This window comes from uncultured Faecalibacterium sp. (genome assembly GCF_900066275.1).
In the GTDB taxonomy this organism is placed as follows: Bacteria; Bacillota; Clostridia; order Oscillospirales; family Ruminococcaceae; genus Faecalibacterium; species Faecalibacterium taiwanense.
The window spans coordinates 66,523-91,160 of record NZ_FMFG01000004.1 but is presented as its reverse complement, the minus strand read 5'-3'; the positions used below and the strand labels follow the sequence as shown (position 1 = coordinate 91,160).

Here is a 24,638-nt window from a genome sequence, read left to right as displayed (position 1 = left end):
ATGAACAAGAGCAATCATCGCAGCCCCTTTGCCATTGTGAGACGGCTGATCGTGCTGGTAAAGCCCATGCTGCCCATCATGCTGGCAGCGATCGTGATGGGGGTGGCAGGCCATTTCTGCGCCACCTTTATTACCATCTTCGGCGGCTTTGGCATCCTGCGTGCGCTGGGGCTTGCAAGCCCGGTGAGGACCGTGGGCACGGCCTTTGCCTGCATTCTGGTGTTTGCGCTGCTGCGCGGTGTTCTGCGCTATGCAGAGCAGGCGTCCAATCACTATATCGCCTTCAAGCTGCTGGCCCTGATCCGCGATAAGGTGTTCGGGGCGCTGCGCCGTCTGACCCCGGCAAAGCTGGAAGGCCGTGACCGCGGTGACCTGATCTCGCTCATCACCGCCGATATCGAAGCGCTGGAGGTGTTCTATGCCCACACCATTTCGCCCATCTGCATCGCGTTCATCTGCGTCATCGGCATGACGGGCTTTGTGGGCAGCTGGCACATCCTGCCTGCGCTGGTGCTGCTGGCGGGCTATCTGCTGGTGGGCGTGGCCCTGCCGGTGTGGAGCGCAAAGCGCGGCGACCGTGCCGCCCGGGAGTACCGTCAGGCACTGGCCGATACCAACAGCTATGTGCTGGAAAGCCTGCGCGGCCTGAAGGATACCCTGCAGTATCAGGACACCGCAGCCCGCGCCGAGGGCATCACGGCCCACAGTGAGATGCTGGGCGAAAAGCAGAAGGCGATGAAATACCGCGAGGGCCTGACCGTGGCCATCACGAACACCTTGATCCTGCTCACGGTGCTGGCCGTGCTGGGTGTGAGCCTGAACCTTTACCAGAGCGGTAAAATGGGCGTGGAGGGCGTACTGGTGTGCACCCTTTCGGCCCTCAGCTCCTTTGGCCCGGTGGTGGCGCTGGCAAACCTTGGTGCCAGCCTGACGCAGGTGTTCGCCAGCGCAGACCGCGTGCTGGACCTGCTGGACGAACAGCCCGTCACCGCCGATGTGACCGACGGCACAGACACCGCATTTGCAGGTGCTGCGGCAGAGCATGTGAACTTTGCCTATGCCAAGGAGGAGGTGCTGCATGACCTGAGCCTGACCATTCCGGAAAAGAAGATTGTGGGCATCACCGGCCGCTCCGGCAGCGGAAAGTCTACCTTCCTGCGGCTGCTGATGCGCTTCTGGGATGTATCCAGCGGCAGCATCCGCTTTGGCGCAGAGGATATCCGCCGCGTGAACACCGCCGCCCTGCGCGAACAGGAAAGCCTTGTGACGCAGGAGACCGAGCTGTTCGACGGTACCATTGAGAACAACATCCGCATTGCAAAGCGGGATGCCACCCGGGAAGAGGTGGAAGCAGCCTGCAAAAAGGCTGCGCTGGACGGCTTTATCCACAGCCTGCCCAAGGGCTATGATACCCCGGTGGGTGAGCTGGGCGGTGCACTTTCCGGCGGCGAGCGCCAGCGCATCGGTGTGGCGCGTGCCTTCCTGCATGATGCACCCTTCCTGCTGCTGGACGAGCCTACCTCCAATCTGGACAGCCTGAATGAGGGTGTGATCCTCAAGGCTGTGCGGGCAGAGTGCAAAGACAAAACGGTGCTGTTGGTCTCCCACCGCAAGTCTACCATGGCTGCGGCAGATATCAGCTTTTCGGTGGAAAGCGGCCGGCTGAGCTGAAAACAGAACAGCGCAAACAAAAAAAGCCTGTCTCGCAAAAATGAGACAGGCTTTTTTGATGGAAAGCTCACTTCAGAGCATTCAAAATCTGGTTTGCAATGTACTGGTGGCCCTTAACGGTGGGGTGGCCGTCGGCAGCGGTCTGCGCACGGGGAATGTCCACATAGATCAAGCCTTCCTGTGCGGCAAGGTCTTTGGCAAAGCGGTTCAATTTGCTGAAATAGCGGTTCCATGCGGGCAGCAGAGGCACCGGATTGGTGTAACCCAGCAGCACGATTTTGGCATCCGGGTTCAGTGCGCGGATACTGGCCACGATCTGCGGCAGGCTGTTGGTCACATTGGTATAGGCCTGATCGCAGATCTCATCCATGCCGCGGAACAGCAGGCGGTTGGTGGCGCGGCTCTCGTCAAAGGTAAGGGTCATACGGTTCAGCGCTTCGAGGAAGAGCCCCAGCTTCTGGAAGTTGAAATCACGCAGGGCACCGCTGACCATCAGTGCGGCAAGCTGCTCGCTCTTCCAGTTGGTGGCCTCGCCCAGACCTACGATGCAGGGCACCAGCGCGTCGTTGGAGCCGATCTGGATGGAAATGATATCGGCCTTGCGCAGATACTCCTGATATTCCGGGTAGACGTAATATGCGCCGGAAGCCTGATTCATCTTGGGCATGGCGCTGTTCTGCACCATATCCAGCATGTCAGGGCTCATCAGGCCGGGCAGGCCCAGATTGATGGCGTGCTGGCGGTCCAGCCCAAGGCCCTTGCCCACAAGGGCGGTGTAGCATTGGGAAGGGTAGCCCTCAAAGTTCGGCTGCAGATCGTAGCCGATCTGGGCGATGTTGTATTTCATATCGGCAAGGCCGACACCGGAGGTGATGCTGTCGCCCAGCGCCACATAGGTGAGCTGCTGCTCCGGTTCGCCGGCTGTCTGGGCATCGGCGGGCAGGGCGGTCTCCTGCTCAGCAGGCGCTGCGGTCTGCTCCTGCTGCACCTCTGCTGCTTCGGCGGCAGGCAGCTCCGTCTGTTCGTCGGCAGCAAATGCAGGCATGGCCAGCAGCACAAGCGCTGCCGCTGCGGCCAGAAAGCTGGCAAACTTTTTGTTTTTCATTGTAATTCCTTCTTTCTGGAATGACTGCACCTGTGCGGCACAGCTGTTGTCTCTATGATAAAATGGAAAGTAAAAATTGTCAACTGACAAAATTCAAAAAATTGCGGCCATCGCTGCGTCCGTATTCTGCAGTTTCTTCCATACAAAAAAGCTCTCCCTTTCGGGAGAGCTCAGTGTCTGAAAAATTACAGGGTGAAGTTCAGGATCAGTAATCGCGGGGAGTGATCTCTTCTTCCAGCTTGCGGTAGTCCACCTTGCCAACAGGGGTAAAGGGCATTTCGGAGATGAACTTGTAGCCCACCGGCTGCACATACTCCGGCAGCTCTTCATTGCACAGCTGGCGCAGTTCCCGCACGATCTGGCGCTTTTTCTTGTCGCCTTCCGGGTCCAGCACCACGTAGACGAAGGGCAGGCGGCCCTGCACATGGTCCTTATCGGTGCAGCCCACCACCGAGCACTGATGCACGGCCGGGTGGCGGCTGATGACGTTCTCGATCATGGACGGGAACACCTTGAAGCCATCGTGACGGATGATCATGCGCTTGATGCGGGAATCCAGATACACAAAGCCGTCCTCGTCCATGTAGCCGACATCGCCGGTGTGTGCCCAGATCTGGCCGTCTGCATGGCGGCGCAGGATCATGTCGGTCTCCTCGGGCTTATTGTAGTAGCCCTTCATGACGGTGGGGGTGCAGATGCAGATCTCGCCGCGCTCACCGATGGGCAGTTCGGTCTCGGTGCCAGGCTCAAAAATGGACACCACCGTGTTCAGCATGGGAATGCCCACGCTGCCGGGCTTGGTCACGTTGCCGGCGGCAACGGTAGCGGCAGAGGCGACCTCGGTCATGCCATAGCCCTTGGCCAGCGGATATTCCACGTTGTGCGCCTTCAGGAACTCGTTCACAGTCAGCTCAGCGCCCAGCGGCAGCGAGTCGCCGCCGGCGGCATAGTTGCGGATGAAGGAGAGATCCTTCTTCTTCTTGAGCAGCGGAGAAGCTGCCATCTGCTGGTAGTGGGCCGGAACGCCGAACATGTGCTCGGGCTTGTGCTTCCAGATCAGTGCGCCCAGCTTGTCGGGGTCCAGATTGGGGATGATGACGACGTGCAGGCCCATGACCAGCGGCATGTGCACGCCGCAGGCATAGCCGTAGGCAATGAACGGAGGCATGACGTTCATCAGCTTCTGGCCGCGGCAGAACAGGTTGCTCTGGGCGATGAATTCGTGGGCCAGAGAGTTAAAGCTGTCGTCGGTCAGCATAACGCCCTTGGGCGAACCGGTGGTGCCGCCGGTGTGTACCACCACGCAGGCGTGCTGCGGGTCGTAGGGTTCGGCGTTCATGCTCTGATCCTTGCCCTGTGCAATAAAGTCCTTCCAGTGGATCACATTGGACTTGTAGCGGTTCTTATCGGGGTTGGTCAGCTTGTAGCCGACGGCCAGATGCAGCGGCAGGGAGTCTGCAGGGCTGATGACCAGAACGCGCTCCACATTGGTGCGCTTTTCTGCCTTGTGGCAGCGCTCATAGGTCACATTCAGGCAGATCAGCAGGCGGGAATCTACCTCTTCGATGTACTCGTGGATGCCCTCAACGCTGTAGCGCGGGTCCACCAGATTCAGCGTTGCACCGATCATATCGACAGCGTAGAAGGCATAGATCACCTCGGGGGTCATCACACTGACAACGGTGATGATGTCGCCCTTTTTCACGCCGAGAGCACGGAAGGCGGCAGCGGTTTTCTTGATATTCACAAAGAGGTCTGCAAAGGTGAATTTGCGGCCATAATACTCCAGAGCGGTCTCGCTCAGGTGGTTTTTGTTCTGATGGCAGAGATACTCAAAGGCGCTGCACTTGGGCAGGGGCATGTCGATGTATTTCTGGTCATAGTACTTCAGCCAGGGCTTCGCAGTGGACGCATAGAGCGGTTCACGCTGTTCAGTAGTCATAGAATAAAGTCCTCTTTTCTTTCTTCTTCTTTTCATTGCCAAAAGCCGACAACTTTGCAAAGAAGATGAAAGCCGCCGGTCAGAACACGCTAATAACTCAAAAATCAGAATCAATGATGCAGATTCTATTGTAGTGGAGCTGCCGGAGAATGTCAAGAAATAAACTTTGAATGTTGCGTAAAAGAGCCGTAAAACAACGATTCAGCCCGAAATGTTGGGGGTCAGCGCGGCAGCCACTGCTCGGCTTCGGCAGCGCTGCACAGTACAAAATGCTCAGGCCGCAGTTCGCGCCACTGGGGGGCCTCTCTGGAGTAGTCGTGCATGGCGGGGTCGTACACCAGCAGCTTTTTCTGCCGCTCCCTGCGGGGGTCCGGCATGGGAATGGCGGAAAGCAGGCTGCGGGTATAGGGGTGGATGGCGTGGGCTGTCAACTCTTCGGCCCCGGCCAGCTCCACGATGCGGCCCTTGTGGATGACGGCGATGCGGTCGGAGATGTAGCGCATCACGGAAAGATCGTGGGCGATGAACAGGTAGGTGATGCCGCGTTCCTTCTGCAGGCGGCGCAGCAGGTTCAGCACCTGTGCACGGATGGACATATCCAGTGCGCTGATGGGCTCATCGGCAACGATGAACTCCGGCTCCACGATCAGGGCCCGGGCAATGCCGATGCGCTGGCGCTGTCCGCCGGAAAATTCGTGGGGGAAGCGGGAGGCAAATTCCGGCAGCAGACCCACGTCCAGCAGAGCCTGACGCACCTTTTCCTCCTGCTGGGCGGTGGAAAGATCAGGCCGGACGTTCTGCAGGCCTTCGCCCACGATGTAGCTCACCTTGGCGCGCTCGTTCAGCGAGGACTGCGGGTCCTGAAAGATCATCTGGATCTCTTTGATGATCTGCCTGTCCAGCTGGCGGGAAATTCTGCCGTTGATCTTCTGGCCTTTATAAAGGATCTCGCCGCCCGAGGTGGGCAGAATGCGCAGGATGGCCCGGCCAATGGTAGTTTTGCCGCTGCCGCTTTCGCCTACAAGGCCGAAGGTCTCGCCCTTATAAATTTTAAAGTTGGCATCCTGCACAGCTTCATATGCTTTTTTGCCGGAGCCGTAGGTTACGTTCAGGTGGTTCACTTCCAAAAGAACTTCGCGTTCATTTTCCATCTTACAGCCCCTCCTCTCGCAGCATTTTTACCGCAGCAGGCGGCTCGATCTTGGGCGCCCGGGGGTCCAGCAGCCATGTTTTAGCCTTGTGGGTGGGCGTTACCTTAAAGTAAGGCGGGCGCTTGACAAAATCGATCTTGAGCGCCTGCGGGTTGCGGGGCGCAAAAGCATCGCCGCGAATTTCCGCAAACAGGTTTGGCGGTGTGCCCACGATGTTGAACAGGTCCTCGCCCTTCACGCCCATCTGCGGCATACTGGAAAGCAGTGCCCATGTGTAGGGGTGGCGGGGATCGTAATAAATTTCGTCAGCAGTGCCAATCTCTACAATGTCGCCTGCGTACATCACAGCTACGCGGTCTGCAATGTTTGCCACAACGCCCAGATCGTGGGTGATCATGACGATGGTCAGATCGTACTTGAACCGCATTTCCTTCAAAAGCTGCAAAATCTGGGCTTGAATGGTCACGTCCAGTGCGGTGGTAGGCTCGTCGCAGATCAGGATCTTGGGGCTGCAGGCCACCGCAATGGCAATGACCACACGCTGGCGCATGCCGCCGGAGAACTCGTGCGGGTACTGCTTAAAGCGCTTTTCCGGGTCAGAGATGCCCACATCCCGCAGGTATTCCAGCGTTTTTTCCTTGGCGGCAGCACCCTTTAAGCCCTGATGCAGGGCAACGGCTTCCATGATCTGTGCCCCGATGGTCTTCAGCGGGTTCAGGCTGGTCATGGGGTCCTGCATGACCATGGCGATCTCGCGGCCACGTACCCGCAGCCAGTCCTTTTCGGTTCTGAGGTCAGAAAGGCGCAGCGGCTTGCCGTCCGCCATGCCGTAGTAATCAATGGTGCCGCTGGTAATGGAGCCGTTGGCATCCAGCAGGCCCATGAAGCTCTTGGTAAAAACGCTCTTGCCGGAGCCGCTCTCGCCTACGATGGCAAGCACCTCTCCCTGATAGAGGTCAAGATCGATGCCACGGATGGCATGCAGCACTTTTCCACGCAGGTTGAACTGGATGTTGACATCTTTTGCGGAGAGAATGAGCTGGTTGTGTTCCATGATATCCCCTCCTTACTGCAGATGGTTTTTCGGATCGGCAGCATCCGAGAAGGCGTTGCCGATCAGATAGAACGCAATGGTAACAAAGCTCAGGATGAGGGTGGGATACAGCAGCTGGTAGCGCAGCCCGGCCTGCATCATCACCTTGCGGCCGTCGTTGACCAGGTTGCCCAGCGAGGGGGTCTCCACGGACAGGCCCAGACCGATGTAGGTGATGAACACCTCGTTGCCAATGGCTTCCGGGATGGTGAGGGCCATGCGCAGCATGATGACCGAGACGAGGTAGGGCAGCAGGTTGCGCAGCACGATGCGGATGGTGGGCGTGCCGATGCAGCGGGAAGCCACATTATAATCCCGGTCGCGGATAATGAGGATCTGGTTGCGGATGAAGCGTGCCATTTCGATCCAGCCCTTGATGGCCATGCCAAGGACCATGGTCCAGATGCTGGGGGTGGCTACATAGGAAATGAGGATCAGCACGATGGCGGTGGGAATGTTATCAAAGATGTTGTACAGCTCGGTGAACACAAAGTCCAGCCCGCGCACATAGCCCCACAGCACACCGGCGGTAATGCCCACCACCGCTTCGATGAGGGCCACGAAGAAGGCGATAGTCAGACTGGTGCGTGCACCGGCCCAGATGCGTGCCCACAGGTCCTGACCGATGGAGTTGGAACCCCAGATAAAGCCGTCCTGCCCGGGGGCGATGTTGCGGTACTGGATGCCGGTCACAGGGTCCACGGCGCACAGGTTCGGGTCTGCCTGACCGGGCAGGTGGGGCTGGATGAAGGCAAAGGCAACCACGACCACCAGCGCGATCAGCAGGGCCACGGCGAACTTGTTCTTGAAAAAGGCACGGAAGGTGCTGCCCCAGTAGCTGTAGTTGGAGCTGGCGGTGGCTTCGGCCTGTTCCTCACTGAACCCGGCGGGGGTGAACAGCTCATCCTCCGGCAGATTTTCCCAGCCGGTGCGGCGCTGTGCCTGAGCAGCATTCAGCTGATCCTCCAGCTGCTTCGATTTTTCGCGTTTCAGAAAAGAGAGCATCAGCGTCCACCTTCTTTCTTGCCAAAGTTGATGCGGGGGTCAATGAGCACCATGAGCACATCGCCCAAAATCAGGCCGATGATGCCCACGCAGGCGTACAGCAGCACGATGCCCTGCACCATGGTGTTGTCGTGGCGCTGCACACAGGTGACCAGCAGGCCGCCCATGCCCGGGATGCTGTACAGGCTTTCGATGTAGATGGAGCCGACGACGGTGTTCAGGAATGCGGAGGGAATGTACTGCACCAGCGGCACCATGGCGTTGCGGAATACGTGGTGCAGGGCGATATTGTTCTCGCTCACGCCCTTGGCGCGGGCCAGCTTGACGTAGTCCTTGTTGCTCTCGTCCACCATATAGCGGCGCAGCCACATGGCGTAGAACGCAAGGTTTGCAAGGCTCATGCTGCACACCGGCAGCACCCAATAGCGCCAGTTGGCGGCATCGAACAGCAGGCCCACGCCCATGGCGGTGGTGCCGTACATCTGGATATACAAAAAGTACACTGCCGCAGGTACCGCCTGAATGAGCACGATGAATGCCGTGCCCAGCTTATCCGGCCAGCGACCCTTATAACGGCCCATGACAAGGCCCAGCGGGATGCCCAGCACAAGGCTCAGCAGCATGGCCAGCACACCCATTTCGATGGAAATGGGCAGCTTCTGGGCAAGGATCTTGGTCACGGGAGCGTTGAGCTTGTAAATGTGGCTCACGCCCAGATCACCGTGCAGCGCATCCCGCCAGAAATGGCCGATCTGCACCGGCAGCGGGTCCAGCAGGCCCATGGACTGCAGCCCGGCCTGGATCTGTGCCTCGGTCATTTTTTCGTAGTTTGCAAAGTAGCCTTCCACCGGCATGAGCCGCAGCAGGCAGAACACCAGCGTCACAATGACGAACAGGGTCAGAATGGAGCGCCCGATGCGTTTTGCGAGATATTGCACCATAGCCGTGCACCTCTCTTTTCTTTATAAATACAGATAAGTATAGAATAACGCAAAATCTTACGTTTGGAAAGTGATTTGTGAGTTTTTGCGGGAAAAATGAGGAGCAAACAAAAACTCCCTCAGCCTTTGCTGCGCAAAGTCAGCTCCCTCGGGGAGGGAGCCCTTGGCATGACGGGAAAGTTTCCGGTTTCGCCAGAGGCCCCATCCCAGAGGGGGCTGTCTGCGCAGCAGACTGGGGGAGTTTCCGATTCAGTTTTTACCGCGCATCCCGGTTGGCGTTATACTCCTCCATGGAAACGTAATGGTCGAGGATGTGCACGCCCTTCAGTCGGTTGGTGGAAAGGCCTGTGGGAGCGTACTGGCCCTCCCACAGGTTCAGGCGGGTGGCAATGTAGGGCGGCACCGGCATCCCCAGCGGGATGACCAGTGCGTTCTCAATGAGGAAGGCTTCGGCATCCGCAAAGGCTTCGTACCGGGCATCCAGATCCTCGGTGATGGTCTTGGCGTTCTCCACCATGGACATGTACTGCATCACGAGGTCGGCGGTCTCGCCGGTCACGATGCCGTCCTCCACGCCGGTGCGCAGGAAGCTGTAGCAGGTGCCGCGGTCGCCGGCTTCCTGATAGAAGGGGTACACCTCGGTCTCGGGGTCGGAGTAATCGGCGCCCCAGTAGTAGGACATCAGCTGGTAGGCACCCACCCGGCGCACCGCGTTCAGGAAGTTGTCGGACGGACCCTGCGTGATGATGATGCTGATGAAGTCGAAGCCGTCGTTCAGCACGGCTTCCACCTGCTGCTTGAACACCTGACACTGCTTGTCCCAGTCCACCACAGCGGGGTTGTACGGATACTGGATCTTGATGGGGAAGGTGACACCGGCGGCAGTCAGCTCTTCCACGGCGGCATCACGGTACTCTTTGGCCTTGGCTTCGTCAAAGAAGTCGGAGAGGTTTGCAAGGCCGCCGCACTCAGTATAATCCACGCCTTTGCTGTTGGCACAGAAGGACGGCGGAGTGATGGTGTGCAGCTTGTAGTTATCGTAGCCTTCCGGCGCGGTGACGGCCAGCGTGACGGAGGGATTGATGGCATACAGGAAAGCCCTGCGGAAGTTGGTGGAGTTGATGGCCTTGGCCCAATTGTCCGGCTCGTACTGGGCATCCACGCCGGTCACGGTCCAGTTTGAGAACTCGTGGCGGTAGGGCAGGAAGTTGAAGATGTAGAAGTAGCTCTTGCCGGTTTCCGGGCGCTCCATGGAAACCATGTCCTTGGTGGTGTCGTCGGCCAGCCAGCTGTCCAGAATGTCGGAGCTGATGGTAGCCTGATCGATCTCGCCGCGCTTGACCATCTCCGGGCCGCTGATCAGCTCTTCCTGATTGTAGATGTAGCGCACCGTGTCGATGTAAACGCTGTCGGCATCGTAGTTCTCGGGGTTTTTCTTCATCACCCAGTTTTCCAGCGGGGTGTACTCGGCCAGATAGAACGCGCCGCAGCTGCAGGCGGTCTCGGCACTGGTGCAGAACTGGTCGGCAAACTCCTCCAGCAGCGGGCCGTAGGCAGGCTCGTAGGGAGCATAGCTCAGCAGGCTGAGGAAGCCGGGAAAGTCGAAGTTCAACGTGTAGGTCAGGGTGTGGTCGTCCACAGCCTTCACGCCCACGGTGGAAAAATCCACAGCCGGGTATTCGGTGGTGGTGCCGTCGGCGGCAGCGGCGGTCACGGTGCCGTTGGCATCAATGGCGTAGGTGGTGCCGTCCTCGGCCACGGTGCCGTTATTGGCGTTGTTGCGGTAAACGCAGTAGTTATAGTAGTCGTCCGCACCGGCCACATAGGGGGTGACAAGGCTTGCAGTGGAGGAAGCGTAGTCCGGGTTCAGCACATAGGCCAGCGCATCCACAAAGTCCTGCGCGGTCACAGGGCCAAGCACCTCGCCGTTGCAGTCCACCCAGTTCTCATCCCGCAGGTGGAACGTCCATGTCAGGCTGTCGGCATCCCACTCCCAAGCAGTGGCAAGGCCCTCCCGGATCTTGCCGCGGTTGTCGTACTCCACCAGCGTGTCGATGCACTGAGTGCCGTGGTAAAGGTCCGGGTCAGCTGAGCAGACCAGATAGTTCAGGGTGGCGGGCTGACGGGAATACAGCACGGTGTAGGTGGAGCTGCTGCCGGCAGCGCCGGTGCTGCCGCCATTGGAAGCGGAAGAGCCGCCGCAGCTGCTCAGCAGACCAGCCGCTGCTACAGAAAGGGCGGCTGCACCGCTGCCTTGCAGGAACTGGCGGCGGGAGATGGAATGAGCCATAGTAAAATCCTTCTTTCGTAAGATCTTGGCAAAAGCTTGCTTCGTGCTTTGGGATAAGAAAGGGGTAACGGAAATAGCTCCGTTACCCCTTTGTAACAGTCGGTGGCCACGGTGCGTGGTCTTATGGTCAGTATAGCATTGAATCTGTGCGCCGTCAATCGTTTTTCGGTGTGTCGGGCACATCCTTTTCTGCGGTGTTTTCCGGTGCGGCAGCAGGGGTTTCGTCCAGCGCGGCGGGGGCTGCTTTTTCCGGGGTCAGTGCTGTGATCACGGAACCGGCCGCAGCGGTTTCTGCGGGGGCGGCAGCCGTCTGTACAGCTGTCTCAGCAGCGTCGGCACCGGCTTCGGCTGCTGCCTTGGCGGCTTCCTCTGCAGCCTTTTTGGCTTCGCGCTCCTCACGCAGCTGCTTTGCCTTGGCAGCGGCTTCTTCCTGCCGCTTTTTGGTGCGGGCCTTGATGCGGCACACGGTGCACACACCATCCACACTGCCCGGCGCAATGGGTTTGCCGCATTCCTTGCACAGGGTCTTGGTGCATTTGTGTACACTTACCGGGCCAAGGGTGGTGAGCTGGCGCAGCTTCATGCCGTCGATGCCATGGTTGGAGCAGGAGGCCACGCACACCTCGCACTCGCTGCACTTCCACGGCGTGATGACGATGCGGGTCTGGCCGTCGGGCAGGTCCTCCAGCTTCAGCGCACCGGCGCGGCAGGCCTTTTCGCACTTGCCGCAGCCAAAGCATTTATCGGTAAAGTTGGGCAGGTAGTAGCCGTACTTCAGCGGCGTTTCCATGGATGCCTTCAGCTGCTTTGTGCGCTGGTGCAGCAAAAGGCGGAAATCCACACCGCCGTCGTCCTCGCTGTGCAGGCCGGGCAGCATCTGCAGCAGCTTTTTGGTGCCACTTTTGGAGCCGTGGCTCACCTGCTCAAACATTTCGCGGCGGCTCAGCTCCTTTACGTGGTAGAGCGCTTCGTCCGGCTCGTAGGCCAGAGTGAACCGTGCCTCGAACATGGGCTGGCCAAAGAAATCCACAAGCCTTGTCAGCTCCTTGCGCAGCTGGGCGGCGCACAGGTCGTTCTCACATTCACCGCAGGGGGTCAGGTCCAGCACGATCTTTTTGTTCAGGGCAAGGTAGGCCAGTGTCTCCCATGTGAGGGCAGAGATGCAGGTGCGCACCATGGAATTTTTGCGGGTGGACTTTTTGCAGCCGATCCAGATGGTGTCATTGTCGGTATCGGCGGCAGAGGTGTCCCGCTGCACCTGCTCCGGCGAAGGGATGATGCAGCCGCTGCGGCAGGCAGAGACGCACAGGCCGCACTCGGTACAGGGGTCCCAGTCCTTCACAAGGTTCGGGCGGGTAAAGATCTGTTCGCCATAGGGGCAGATATCCTTGCACTCGGTGCAGGGCTTGCGATGGGGATGCAGGTTCCAGCACTGGCGGCGGTTGATCTCGGGATGGGTAGTTTTCATCAGCATATCCATCGCGGTGCGTGTAAAAAAGCCCATAGTTTACTCCTTTTCCACAACCGAAGTGATGTTTGCGTGGTCGATCAGGAAACGCTGCACCTTCTGAGTGATCACGGCAGAGGCCACAGCGTCCCGGCTGAGCACATTGCGGATCTCGGCTTCCGGGGTATCGTGCAGCTTGGAAAGGCGGACGTACTCGGCATCCACCTCTGCGTTGGACACGGTGATCTGTTCGGCCTTGGCTATGGCCTGCACAGCAAGGATGCTGCGCATCTTGCGCTCGGCATCCCGGCGGAAGGCGGCGCGCACCTCGTCCGGTGTGGTCTGGCCTGCCTTGCAGTACAGCTCCATGGTCATCTTGCTGCGGCGCAGCCGTTCGCGCAGGGCGTTCATGTCATGGTCGGCATTCTGGTCCAGAATGCCGTTATCCAGCTCCGCCGTCAGGTTGGCACCGGCCATGCCCAGCAGGGCGGCTCCGGCAATTCGGTCGGCGTTGGCCTCGTGGGAGCGGCGCTTCTTTTCGCGGATGCTCTCCTTCAGGGCATCCACCGTATCAAAGCCCAGTGTCTTGGCAAAGGCATCGTCCAGCGGTACAGGCTGCTTTTGCTCCACGGTGTGCAGGGTGATGGCGAATTGCGCCGTCTTGCCGGAAAGCTCCGGCACCCGGAACTCGGCGGGATAGGTAAAATCGAACCGGAAGCTCTCGCCTGCTCTGTGGCCGTACACGGCATCCTCGGCGGCGGGCATCAGCTGACCGGTGCCCAGCACTACGGTCACATTTTCCATTTTGCTTTCCGGGATGGGTGCGCCGTCCATGAAGCCCTCAAAATCCAGCGTGACGCGCATCCCGCGCGCGGCGGACTTTTCCACCGGTGCAAAGGGAGCGTGGGTACGGGTAAGGTTCGCCGCCTCCAGCTCCACGGCCTTTTCCGATACCGGGCGCACCCGGCGGGTGAATTCCAGCCCCTTGTATTGGCCCAGCGTGACCTTGGGCAGGGCGTTCGCATTCTGTTCCATGGGAAATACTCCTTTTATATCCAAAGCGTTTGCAATTTAAAGTCCATGTCCGGCAAGCCAGGCTTCCGCCACCTGCGAGAACATTTCGGGGTAGAGGGCATCCTCCTGCGCGAAGGCATCCAGATAATATTCCACCTCAGCCCGGTCGGCAGGCTCGGTGCGCTCCCACACGGTGAACACGGTGCCGTTGCCCATGTCAAAGCTGGCGGCCTGCGTAAAGTGCTCATCCCGCGCGGCGCAGAAGAGGGCATTCCACCGGCCGGAAAGCTCGCCACCGCTGACAAAGGTCTGGGGGAGCGGCTCTGCAGTGAGCACGTACTTCGCCTCAAAGAACCGCACCGGGAACTCGTGGGTGCCCGGGATGGAGATGCCGGCGGCCAGCTTGCCCTGCAGCTGGATGTCCGGCAGGGCGGCGTACTGGAATATGTCCGAGTTGTACAGCATATCGTGGGGGATCATGTAGGCGAACTCGCCCTTTTCCGCATCGCAGTGGGCATCGATCCAGTCGTCCACGCGCTGGATCTGGGCGGCATCGGTGCGGTCGTAGGTGAGCTTGTCCAGCCGGACGAATTCCGACACGGCCTTGAGGGGAAAATGATCCACCACAAAGCCCGGCAGAGCAACGGTGGTCAGCGGCGAGCAGCGCACGGACACCGCAAACACCATGGTAAAGCCCCAGTAGCAGAGCTTGACGGCGGTGTGCTTTTTCAGGCCGTCGGCCAGTGCGGCGGAACCAACGAGGAACAGCAGCAGCCACCCCGGCACGAACAGCAGCATCTGGTGGGAGCCGGTGTTCTGTACCCGGGTAAACAGCACAAGACTCACCAGCAGCTCTGCCCCTGCAAGGCAGGGCAGGGCAGGCAGACGGCGTTTTGCGGCAAACCACAGCCCCATTCCGATGAGGATGAAGTTCAGCAAACCGATGCGCAGCGTCTGTGCGGCCAGCTCCAGCGTGATGCCGCCGAAGTTGTAGTAAGAGTAGCGCCCGGCGTAGTCAAAGCTTAAAATTTTGCGCACCATGGGCAGAAGCAGCAGCACCATGGCCCCGGCCGCACACAGGCCGAACACCACCAGCCGTACCATGCGGTGCACAGCGCGGCTGGGTTGGCCATCTTTTGCCAGCCGGATGCTGGAAAATGCCAGCAGCAGCACATAGGCAAAGCAGTAGCCCACCACAAAATATAAGTACCAGCGCCGGGTGAGGATGATGCCCGCCGTGGCGGCGAAGATGAGCAGATAGCGGGGCAGGTCGATGCCGTCAAAGCGGTAGTCCAGTGTGAGCAGCATAAGCATGAAGGCAAAAATCAGCCCGAACCAGTCCGGCTGGCCCAGCACCGCCGACATGCGCACGAACGGGAAGGTAGCGCACCACGAAAAGCCGATGAGGAAATACCAGAACCGGTTCTTTACCCGTAGCATCCGGCCCACCTTGACCGTCAGGCCCGCCAGCAGCACCAGCAGGCTGGGCAGTACGCTGAATACCTGACAGAATGCGTAGTCATCGCCGGTCTTGCCGCTCAGGCAGAACGGGAACTCGGTGAACAGGGTGATGAAATTCGTATAGTCCTCAGTGATGGAATCGAGGAGAAACCGGAAGCCTGCGCCTGTGCTCTGGGCAAAGGCGGCTTCGGCATGATACTGCTTTAGAATGTAGTTTACGTAGTCCCAGTGGTAGAGGAAGGTGCGGCTGCTGAGGGTCCAGTAAAAGTAAAGCACGGCCGCTGCCCACAGGCCCACCAGCACCGCCTTGTGGAACAGGTCCAGCTCCATACCGGCCCGGCGCAGCACCAGCAACGCCAGTGCAAACAATGCTGCATTGCACCACAGGCTCACCAGCGGGAAAAACAGGCTGCTGCCCGGTGCGGCAAGGCAAAATATTATAAGCGCCATCGCTCCGGCAGCAAGGCCCAGCCAGACCTTGCCAAGGACAGACAGACGGGAAACGATTCCACTCATCCCAAAAACCTCTCAGCTGCAGAATATCACAGCTACAGTATAGCAAGCAAAATCTGCACTGTCCAGCCGCTGTGCACGGAAAACAACAAAATGTCCCGCCGCTTTGAACGCAGACGGGACATTTTAAAACGAATATTACTTGTTGGAATTGGCTGCGGCCTTTGTGCTGCGGGCAGCGCGGCGCTTTGCGTTCAGGGCTTTGTTGGCGCTGATGCGGGCTGCATCGGGGTTCGGGGCCTCCGGCGCAAGGCGCAGCAGGCAGCTGCCCATGGCAGGCAGGTCTACTGTAAGGGTATAGTCCCGACCAAACACACCGCCATCGGTGGTGTGAAGCTTTGTCTTGCGGCGGCCCTTGAGTGCACCGCCCCACTCGGGGGATTCGGTGTTCAGCACCTCCTCGGCACTGCAGGGAAAGCGCAGATACAGCGGGAACTTTTTGTGGGCGTGGTCCTGCGTGTTCATGGTGCACAGCAGGTTTTCGCCCCGGCCCTTGCGCAGCCATGCGTACACGCCCTCGCTGCGGCTCTCGCAGGCCACCCACTCAAAGCAGTCGGGGTTGTACTCGCCATCGTAGAGTGCAGGCTCAGTGGAATACACCCGGCACAGGTGGGCAAAGTATTTCTGGAAGGCATCGTGGAAGGGATATTTCAGCAGGTCCCAGTCCAGCTCCCGTTTTTCGTCCCACTCCCGGAAGTGTCCCATTTCGTTGCCCATGAAGTTCAGCTTCTTGCCCGGGTGCATGTACATATAAAAATACAGGGTGCGCAGCTGGGCGCATTTTTCCGCATAGGTGCCCCACAGCTTATCGATGATGGTCTTTTTGCCGTGCACCACCTCGTCGTGGCTCAGCGCCAGCAGATACAGCTCGTTGTAGAAGTAGTGCATGCTGAAAACGATCTTGCCGTAGGCATTCGGCCGCTCACCGAAGGGGGTGGCAAAATAGTCCAGTGTGTCGTGCATCCAGCCCATGTCCCACTTGTAGTCGAAGCCCACGCCGTCGTAGCGGGTGGGAGCTGTCACCTTGAGGAAGTTGGTGGAGTCCTCGGCGGTGTAGATGCCGGTGGGCCAGCGCTCGTTCAGGCCGTGGTTTAGGCTGCGCAGAAAGTTCACGGCACCCTCGTTCACGCCGCGGTTCGGGTCGCCCTGCCAGTACAGCGCGCGGGAGATGGCATCCATACGGATACCGTCGCAGTGGTACACGTCCATCCACAGGGCGGCAGCGCTGTTCAAAAAGCTGCACACCTCGCGGCGGTAGTAGTTGAAGTTGCAGGTGCCCCACTCGCTGTGGCCCACATCGCTGTCGTACTCGTAGAGGTGGGTGCCGTCAAACTTTGCCAGAGCGTCGGCGTTGGCGGCAAAGTGTACCGGCACAAAGTCCATGATGACGCCAATGCCCATGCGGTGGCAGGCGTTGACGAAGCCGGCAAACTGGGCGGGGGTGCCGTAGCGGCTGGTGACGGAAAAATAGCCAGTGGTCTGGTAGCCCCAGCTGCCGTCAAAGGGATGCTCTGCCAGCGGCAGCAGCTCCACATGGGTAAAGTGATGGTCCAGCAGCCATGGAATCAGCTCCTTGGCCAGCTCCTCATAGTTGTACCAGCCGTCGGAGCCATCGGCCTCCTTGCTGCCGGGCTTGTGCCGCCAGCTGCCAACGTGCATCTCGTAGATGTTCAGCGGGCGGTTGCGGCATTTGTCGCGGCGCTCCATCCATGCGCTGTCGTCAAAGTGGAAGTCCAGCTTTGCCAGACGGCTGGCCGTGCCCGGCCGCAGCTCGGTGGAAAATGCGTAGGGGTCGCTGCGCATCACCACACTGCCGTCGGCACCATGCACCCGGTATTTATAAAGGTCGCCCTCTGCAAGGCCAGGGACGAATGCGCTCCACACGCCGGTATCGGCTTTTTCCATGGGCACGCCTGCCTCCCAGCCGTCGAAGCCGCCGCAGACTTCCACTGCCGTGGCACCGGGGGCCCACACCGCAAAGCGCCACCCTTCGGTGCCGTTGTCAGAGCAGGGATGCGCACCAAGGATGCGGTAGGCATCAAAGCAGTCTCCATTGAAGAATTCACGGGGAATGGCGGGGTAATTCATGCAAAGATCTCCTTACATTCTATGATAGGCAGCGCCCGGCGGCACTGCATGTGACACAGGTGTTTGGGCAATATATCCAATAAAAACAAGATGAAATGGGGCATAGTGGCTGATATTCTTGTAGATTCTTGACAAAAATCAGCAAAAATTAACATGTTTTACAGATTCTGTGCTATACTATTCCTGCCGCCGCAGTGGGCGGAGGCTGATTTTTTTGTATGGGAGCGGTATGAACAATGGCTTGGTATGACAATGCGGTATTTTATCACATCTATCCTCTGGGGCTGTGCGGCTGCGCACATGAGAACGATGGGCAGGCGGTGCCCGGCGCGTTTAATAAACTGAACGCATGGGCTGAGCACGCAGCGGACATCGGCTGCACGGCCATTTATATCGGCCCGCTGTTCGAGAGCGGTTCCCATGGCTACGACACCATCGATTACCGGCTGGTAGACCGCCGCCTTGGCACGAACGCAGAGTTCAAGGACTTTGTGGCCCGGTGCCATGCCCGGGGCCAGAAGGTGATCGTGGACGGCGTGTTCAACCATGTGGGCCGCGATTTCTTTGCGTTTCAGGACCTGAAGGCAAACCGCGAGAACGCCCGCTATAAGGACTGGTTCTGCGATGTGAATTTCTGGGGCAACAACGAGTACAACGACGGCTTTTCCTACGGAAACTGGGGCGGCTTCAATCTGCTGGTCAAGCTGAACCAGCGCAACCCGGAGGTGCAGAACTACCACTACGATACCATCCGCTTCTGGGTGGATGAATTTGACATTGACGGCATCCGTCTGGACGCAGCCGATGTGCTGGACTTTGACTTTATGCGCGGTCTGCGCCGCCTTGCCAACGAGGTAAAGCCAGAGTTCTGGCTCATGGGCGAGGTGATCCACGGCGATTACAGCCGCTGGGCAAACCCGGAGATGCTGCACTCGGTGACCAACTACGAGCTGCACAAGGGCCTGTGGAGCGGCCACAACGACCACAACTATTTCGAGATCGCCCACACCATGCGCCGTCTGCAGGGCCTGTGCCACGATACCCGGCTGTATCTGTTCTCGGACAACCACGATGTGGAGCGCCTGCCTAACAAGCTGCGCAACCGGGAGCACATCCGCCACATTGCAATTCTAGTATATACGCTTTGGGGCATTCCGTCCATCTATTATGGCTCAGAATTTGGCATTGAAGGCAAAAAAGAGTGGGGAAGCGACTGGCCGCTGCGCCCCTGCCTGGAACTTTCCGACTTCAAGGACGCTGAGACCACCAACCCTGTCACCAGCGTGTATGCCGCACTGGGCAGACTGAAGGCGGAGCTGCCGGAGCTGACCGACGGCGAGGTGAAAGAGCTGCAGCTCACCACCCAGTGCTATGCCTTTGCCCGGGTGCTGGATGGAAAGGCCTGCGTCGTGGTGCTGAACAACGGCGACAGTCCCGCACAGCTGGAATTCCAGCTGCCGGTGGAGGCATCCTCTGCAAAGGACCTGTTGGCCGACACGGTGGGCGCACAGCCCGTTTTGACCAGCATGGAGTGGGGCCGCATGAAAGTGCAGCTGCCCTCCAATTATGCTACCATCCTGCAGCTGGAAAAGTAAACGCATTCTTGCATGATCCGCCGTCTTTTGCTACAATAAGAGCATAATACCGTAAAGCGGAAAGGAAGCTTTGAAAACCATGAATGCAGCGCAGCGCAGAGAATCCATTCTGAAACGGCTCAGCGGGGCCGAAGCACCGGTCAGTGCCAGCGCACTGGCGGCTTTGCTGGGGGTCTCGCGCCAGATCGTGGTGGGGGATGTGGCTCTGCTGCGGGCAGGCGGTGCGCAGATCGATGCAACGCCCCGGGGCTATCAGCTGCACCCGGCGGAAAAAGGCTATACCGCCATTCTGGCCTGCGTGCACAGCACCGAGGACGAGATGCGCACCGAGCTGTACACCGTGGTGGATCAGGGCGGCATCGTGGTGGATGTGGCCGTGGAGAACAGCCTGTATGGCGAGCTGCGCGGCAACCTGAACCTTGCCAGCCGCTACGATGTGGACAACTTCATCCAGCAGGCCAAGGACACGCCGGAAGCACTTTTGAGCCGCATGACCGGCGGCGTGCATCTGCACACCCTGCACTGCCCGGATGCCGGGAGCTTTGAGCGCATCAAAAAAGAGCTGGAAGAAAAAGGCATCCTGTACCGCAAGGAGTGATGCGGATGGGGATAGACCCAGTATAAAAAAGGCTGAGGGCCTTGTCTATCCGCAAAACAGGAAAATGGTTGGATAATCAACGAAAAAGCAAAAGAGGTGGGTTTTCTGGATATTCGCATTGAAAAAACGGAGCGTGCCATCAAGCAGGCATTCATGGAGCTGCGGGCGCAGAAACCGCTGGAAAAGATCAAGGTCAAGGAGCTGTGCGATCTGGCCTGCATCAATAAGTCCACCTTTTATGCGCATTATCAGGATATCTATGCGCTGGCCAACGCCATGGAGGACGAAATGGTGGAGGTGGTGGTGGAAAGCCTGCCGCAGCTGACCGCCCGTGATGTAAGCGAGCGCACCGAGTGGCTGACTCGGGAAATGTTCCGGGCGTTTACCCGGAATCAGACCGAGATCGGCATTCTGTTTTCCGGCTCCCGTCAGGGACTGTTCATCAACCGCGTGGAAGCTGCAATGAGCAAATGCATCTCGGAGAGCGACCCCTCGTTTGATGCCGACGTGGTACGTAAGATCGTGCTTTCCTTCTGCGTGCAGGGCTGCTACTACACCTTCACCAGCTACTGCGGCCAGATGGACGAAAAGCGGCTGGTGGCTCTGCTTGCGTCCATTGCCCGGGCGGCGCAAAAAATCAGGATGTAACACAACAATTTAGAATGCCCGCCGCGTGCGCTTTGGGCATGAATAGCGGAAAAATAGTTTTAATAGAGCAATGCCGGGCGGTCTGCGGACCGCCCGGCATTGCATTTTCACAGATGGAGCTTGGACGGCAAGGGGCGGATGCCGCGCCTGCTTCCTATGGAAGCGGCGGCGCAGCGGGGGAAGAGCTAGCCCTCTCAGCCTCGCTCCGCTCGGCAGCTCTCCCAAAGGGAGAGCCCTTGGCATGGCGGCAAGGTTTCCAGCTCAACTGCGAAGTTTCCAGCTTCGCCAGAGCCTCTCCCTTTGGGAGAGGTGTCACCGCAGGTGACGGAGAGGGCGAGGACGCTTGCGAAGGACAAGCCGTTTTCGTCCTTGCGGCTTTGACTGGAGATGTCCCATCTCCCATTGCCGCGTAGTGATGACGGAGAGGGTTCCCTCGCGTGAAAAAGTAGATCGGGAAAATCCGCAGATTTTCCCGATCTACAAATTATAGAATATTCTTTCCGCTATTCATGCGCAAAGCAAAGCGGAGCGCATTCAAAATGGTCTGGCGTTACACGCCGGAAGCACCGTAGTTTGCCAGCACGCGGGCAGAGGGGTCGTTGACGTTGCAGTTCGGCCATGCCTTGTTGGGCATCCAGAAGCCCACGATGGTGCGGCTCTGGTCGTGGTAGTACTTCTCGAAAATTTCGCGGTAAAACAGGCTTTCCTTGGTGAACGGCATGCAGTGGGCCGAATAGTTTGCCCGGCGCAGCTGGAACTCCTCGTCGGTGTAAAGGCTTTCGGCATACTCTTTGATATCGTCCACCATGCTGTGGCCTACAGCATCCGAGAAGGCGGCCTTTTCGCGCCACAGAATCTCCGGCGGCAGCCAATCACCCTCAAAGGCCTTGCGCAGCAGATACTTGCCCTTGCCGTAGCTGTTCAGCTTCTTTTCCGGGTCGATGGCCATGACGTAACGCACAAAATCCAGATCACCAAAGGGCACGCGGGCCTCGATGCTGTTGGAGGAGATGCAGCGGTCGGCGCGCAGCACATCGTACATGTACAGCTCACGGATGCGCTTCTGGCTCTCCTGCTGGAAGGCATCGGCGGTGGGGGCGTAGTCGGTGTACTTGTAGCCGAACAGTTCATCGGAAATCTCGCCGGTCAGCAGCACCCGGACATCGGTTTGCTCGTGGATGGCCTTGCACAGCAGGTACATGCCCATGCTGGCGCGGATGGTGGTGATGTCCCAGGTGCCCAGCAGGCGGATGACCTCTTCCAGACTGTTGATGACCATATCCCGGTTGATGATGATCTCGTGGTGCTCGCTGCCCAGATATTCTGCGGTCTGGCGCGCATATTTCAGATCAATGGCGTCGGTGTCCATGCCAATGGCAAAGGTGCGGATGGGCTTGCCAAGCTTCTTGGCGGCAATGGAGCACACCAGCGAGGAATCCAGACCGCCGGAGAGCAGGAAGCCCACAGGGGCATCTGCGTCCAGACGCTTCTCTACGCCTGCGATCAGCTTTTCGCGGATGTTCCGCAGCACGGTGTCCATGTCGTCCTGCATGGGGGCGGGCACATCGGCAATGTCCTCATAGCGGACGAAGCGGCCATCGCAGTAGTAGCTGCCAATGGGGAAGGGCCGGATGTCGTCGCACCAGCCAATGAGGTTCTGCATCTCGGAGGCGAATGCGATCTGGTGGCTGGACTTGGAGTAGCCGTAGAACAGCGGACGGATGCCGATGGGGTCGCGGGCGGCGATGAGCCGGTCCTTGCGGGAATCGTACATGATAAGCGCGAACTCGGAGTCCATGTGGCGGAACATATCCAGACCGTACTCATAGTACAGCGGCAGCAGGATCTCGCAGTCGCAGTCGGACTGGAACTTGTAGCCGCGGCGTTTGAGGATCTCTTTCTCAAAGCGGAAGCCGTACAGCTCGCCGTTGCACACCACGCAGTCGGCACCGCGGTAGAACGGCTGCATGCCTTCCGGCGTCAGGCCCATGATGGCAAGGCGGCCAAAGCCCATCAGACCGAAAGGTCCTTCCACCACACGTTGGTCGTCCGGGCCGCGCATGACCGTGCGCAGCAGGTATTCCTTGAATTTGGCGGCACTCAGATCGTGCCCGGTATAGCCCATAACACAACACATATTTCTTACCCCTCTTTTTAAATAAAAATACGGCAGCTCATTCATCCCAATCGCTAGGACGAATATGCTGCCGTATCCGTGGTGCCACCTAAATTACCGGCATAAAACCATGCCAGTCACTTTTGTGCGCTCTCCCCGTTGAAAGCACTGCCGCGATAACGAGCGGCGCACGTCGGCCCCTACTGCTGCATAAACAGGTTCAGGGTGAAGCTTGCGGGTGTTCGTTCGGGTTTCGCTCTCTGCGCGGCTTCCACCTACCCGCACTCTCTGAAAGAGGACATTGAAACCTTACTTTTCCCGGTCAACGCTTTTTCTTGCATGCATTGTATCACGGCTTTTTGTCCGTGTCAACACAGCAGGCGCATTTTTGTGCGGTTTGACCATCAGAGTCGGACTGTTCCTCTTTTTGGGCGCAGTGGCGGCACAAACCATACAGAACGCTGCCCTCGCACTGCAGGGTAAAGCCATGCTCTGCCATCAGGTGGGCGCGCACCTCGTCCATGAAGTGGCAGTCCAGATGATAGATGCGCCCGCACTGCACGCACTTGAGGTGCAGATGCTCCCGGCAGTGGCGGCCCTCGTCCACGTACTGGAACACGGCTTTTTCGCCCTTGTCGGCAACGTATTTCATGATGCGCTGCTCCCCGGCCAGCTTATCCAGATAGCGGTACACCGTGGTGGGGTTGGGGCTTGCGCCCTGCTCTTCCAGATGCTCCAGAATGTTGGAAGCACTCACCGCGTGCTGCCGGTTGTTGATGAGATAATCTAAAATCAGTTGACGGGTCTTGGTATTGTAGCCGTCGCTTCGTGCCATAAGAGAGATCCACACCCTTTTCAATATTTTTTACATTGTAGCATATTTTTGCATTGGATGCAAAAGAACCGGGCCAAAAGAAGCGGCATTGGCTACAAGCACAAAAAAACTTGTTGATTTTGGCAAAAATGGGACATAAAAATTAGATAAAACATAAAACGCGCTAAAGTTCACAAAAAAGTATTGTAATAATTGCCCTATTATGAAATAATAGAACTGGAATACTACTTGGATTGCAGCAAGAATACAAGATGCTTTGAAGTTAGAAAGCATGCGCCCCAGAGTATTATAGGAGAAGAACCTTTTTCTTTGCAAGGGAAAAGGGAATAGGAGTTGTGCAGAACATGAAAGAAATGGAGTCGCAGACCAAACCGAGCCTGAAGCTGCAGGCATACCAGTACCTTAAGACCAAGATCCTGAACTGCGAGTACCGGCCCAACGAGTTTTTGAACGAGCAGAAGCTTTGTGCCGAGATGGGCAACATCAGCCGCACCCCCATGCGGGATGCTCTTGGCCGTTTGGAGCAGGAAGGCCTGATCACCATTCTGCCCAAGAAGGGCCTGATGGTTTCCGGCATCACCGAGGAGGACGTGCACAGCATGTTCGAGATGCGCCTGCTGGTGGAGCCTTACGCCCTGCGTACTTATGGCAGCGGCATCCCGCGGGAACAGCTGGAGACATTTGCCGAGTTGATGCATCACCCGGACAGCATCAACGACTTCTGCGAGTCGGACGATGAGTTCCACGAACTGCTCATGAGCACTTTGCCCAACAAGTACCTGCGTTCGGCGTATGACCGCATCACCGGTCTGAACACCCGCTTCCGCATCATGACCGGCAAGGTGAGCATGATCAATCAGGAGCAGACCTGTGACGAACATCTGGAAATTCTGGATGCCGCTCTGGCCGACAACTGGGACAGTGCTGCAGATTCCCTGCAGCGCCATCTGGAGCTGGCCCGCGATAAGGCTGAAAGTGTGATCAAGGTCATCCGGTTGTGGTAAGAACTGCATAAAAAAGACCGTTGCACGAAAAACGTGTGACGGTCTTTTTTGTTATGAAACTCCCCCAGCCGCCTGCGGCGACAGCCCCCTCAGAGATGGGGCCTTAAAGCCTCCCTCTTTG

The 24,638-nt window shown here is 58.4% G+C and carries 18 protein-coding genes and 1 other annotated feature; of the genes, 5 read left to right on the top strand and 13 right to left on the bottom strand.

Features of this window, described 5'->3' with window-relative positions; genetic code table 11:
* The gene (locus QZL71_RS02895; protein ID WP_294647673.1) at positions 1-1,671 is read left to right on the top strand and encodes an amino acid ABC transporter ATP-binding/permease protein; all 1,671 of its coding nucleotides are present in this window, start codon (positions 1-3) and stop codon (positions 1,669-1,671) included.
* Positions 1,672-1,738: 67 nt separating this feature from the next.
* On the opposite strand, the gene QZL71_RS02890 is transcribed toward QZL71_RS02895, so the two are convergent.
* From QZL71_RS02890 to glgB, 11 genes are all read right to left on the bottom strand, one after another.
* Complete coding sequence (locus QZL71_RS02890) at positions 1,739-2,776, bottom strand: SGNH/GDSL hydrolase family protein (protein WP_294647672.1); 1,038 nt, start codon at positions 2,774-2,776, stop codon at positions 1,739-1,741.
* A gap of 205 nt (positions 2,777-2,981) precedes the next feature.
* Entirely contained in the window at positions 2,982-4,718 is a 1,737-nt protein-coding gene (locus tag QZL71_RS02885) for a class I adenylate-forming enzyme family protein (RefSeq protein ID WP_294647670.1), read from the bottom strand.
* 221 nt (positions 4,719-4,939) lie between these two features.
* Positions 4,940-5,869 (bottom strand): ATP-binding cassette domain-containing protein, encoded by a 930-nt coding sequence (locus QZL71_RS02880; protein WP_154255616.1) that lies wholly within the window; start codon positions 5,867-5,869, stop codon positions 4,940-4,942.
* A gap of 1 nt (position 5,870) precedes the next feature.
* The gene (locus QZL71_RS02875) at positions 5,871-6,923 is read right to left on the bottom strand and encodes an ABC transporter ATP-binding protein (RefSeq protein WP_154255615.1); all 1,053 of its coding nucleotides are present in this window, start codon (positions 6,921-6,923) and stop codon (positions 5,871-5,873) included.
* A gap of 12 nt (positions 6,924-6,935) precedes the next feature.
* Positions 6,936-7,967, bottom strand: coding sequence for an ABC transporter permease (locus QZL71_RS02870; protein WP_005944541.1), 1,032 nt, complete (start codon positions 7,965-7,967; stop codon positions 6,936-6,938).
* Entirely contained in the window at positions 7,967-8,908 is a 942-nt protein-coding gene (locus tag QZL71_RS02865; RefSeq protein WP_097776451.1) for an ABC transporter permease, read from the bottom strand. Before QZL71_RS02865 ends, QZL71_RS02870 begins: the two co-directional genes overlap by 1 nt.
* A 256-nt stretch (positions 8,909-9,164) precedes the next feature.
* A complete protein-coding gene (locus QZL71_RS02860; protein WP_294647669.1) occupies positions 9,165-11,198 on the bottom strand; it encodes an ABC transporter substrate-binding protein in 2,034 nt (677 codons plus the stop codon).
* Positions 11,199-11,352: 154 nt separating this feature from the next.
* The gene (locus tag QZL71_RS02855; protein WP_294647667.1) at positions 11,353-12,702 is read right to left on the bottom strand and encodes a 4Fe-4S dicluster domain-containing protein; all 1,350 of its coding nucleotides are present in this window, start codon (positions 12,700-12,702) and stop codon (positions 11,353-11,355) included.
* A 3-nt stretch (positions 12,703-12,705) separates the two neighbouring features.
* Positions 12,706-13,680: a trigger factor gene (gene tig / locus QZL71_RS02850; RefSeq protein WP_294647665.1), complete on the bottom strand. Its 975-nt coding sequence runs from the start codon at positions 13,678-13,680 to the stop codon at positions 12,706-12,708.
* A gap of 36 nt (positions 13,681-13,716) precedes the next feature.
* Entirely contained in the window at positions 13,717-15,636 is a 1,920-nt protein-coding gene (locus tag QZL71_RS02845) for a hypothetical protein (RefSeq protein ID WP_294647663.1), read from the bottom strand.
* A 135-nt stretch (positions 15,637-15,771) separates the two neighbouring features.
* Complete coding sequence (gene glgB / locus QZL71_RS02840) at positions 15,772-17,721, bottom strand: 1,4-alpha-glucan branching protein GlgB (RefSeq protein ID WP_294647662.1); 1,950 nt, start codon at positions 17,719-17,721, stop codon at positions 15,772-15,774.
* A gap of 236 nt (positions 17,722-17,957) precedes the next feature.
* Here glgB and QZL71_RS02835 point away from each other — a divergent pair, with 236 nt between their 5' ends.
* From QZL71_RS02835 to QZL71_RS02825, 3 genes are all read left to right on the top strand, one after another.
* Entirely contained in the window at positions 17,958-19,316 is a 1,359-nt protein-coding gene (locus QZL71_RS02835) for an alpha-amylase family glycosyl hydrolase (RefSeq protein WP_005944533.1), read from the top strand.
* A gap of 79 nt (positions 19,317-19,395) precedes the next feature.
* Positions 19,396-19,914, top strand: coding sequence for a transcription repressor NadR (locus QZL71_RS02830; RefSeq protein ID WP_005944532.1), 519 nt, complete (start codon positions 19,396-19,398; stop codon positions 19,912-19,914).
* 96 nt (positions 19,915-20,010) lie between these two features.
* Complete coding sequence (locus tag QZL71_RS02825; RefSeq protein ID WP_097776457.1) at positions 20,011-20,562, top strand: TetR family transcriptional regulator; 552 nt, start codon at positions 20,011-20,013, stop codon at positions 20,560-20,562.
* A 550-nt stretch (positions 20,563-21,112) separates the two neighbouring features.
* Here QZL71_RS02825 and asnB read toward each other — a convergent pair.
* Entirely contained in the window at positions 21,113-22,687 is a 1,575-nt protein-coding gene (gene asnB / locus QZL71_RS02820; RefSeq protein WP_005944530.1) for an asparagine synthase B, read from the bottom strand.
* 63 nt (positions 22,688-22,750) lie between these two features.
* Positions 22,751-23,013, bottom strand: a binding site (T-box leader).
* A gap of 14 nt (positions 23,014-23,027) precedes the next feature.
* Entirely contained in the window at positions 23,028-23,513 is a 486-nt protein-coding gene (locus QZL71_RS02815; protein WP_097775183.1) for a Fur family transcriptional regulator, read from the bottom strand.
* A 344-nt stretch (positions 23,514-23,857) separates the two neighbouring features.
* Between QZL71_RS02815 and QZL71_RS02810 the strand changes: the two genes are divergently transcribed.
* Complete coding sequence (locus QZL71_RS02810) at positions 23,858-24,517, top strand: GntR family transcriptional regulator (RefSeq protein ID WP_294647660.1); 660 nt, start codon at positions 23,858-23,860, stop codon at positions 24,515-24,517.
* Positions 24,518-24,638: the final 121 nt, after the last annotated feature.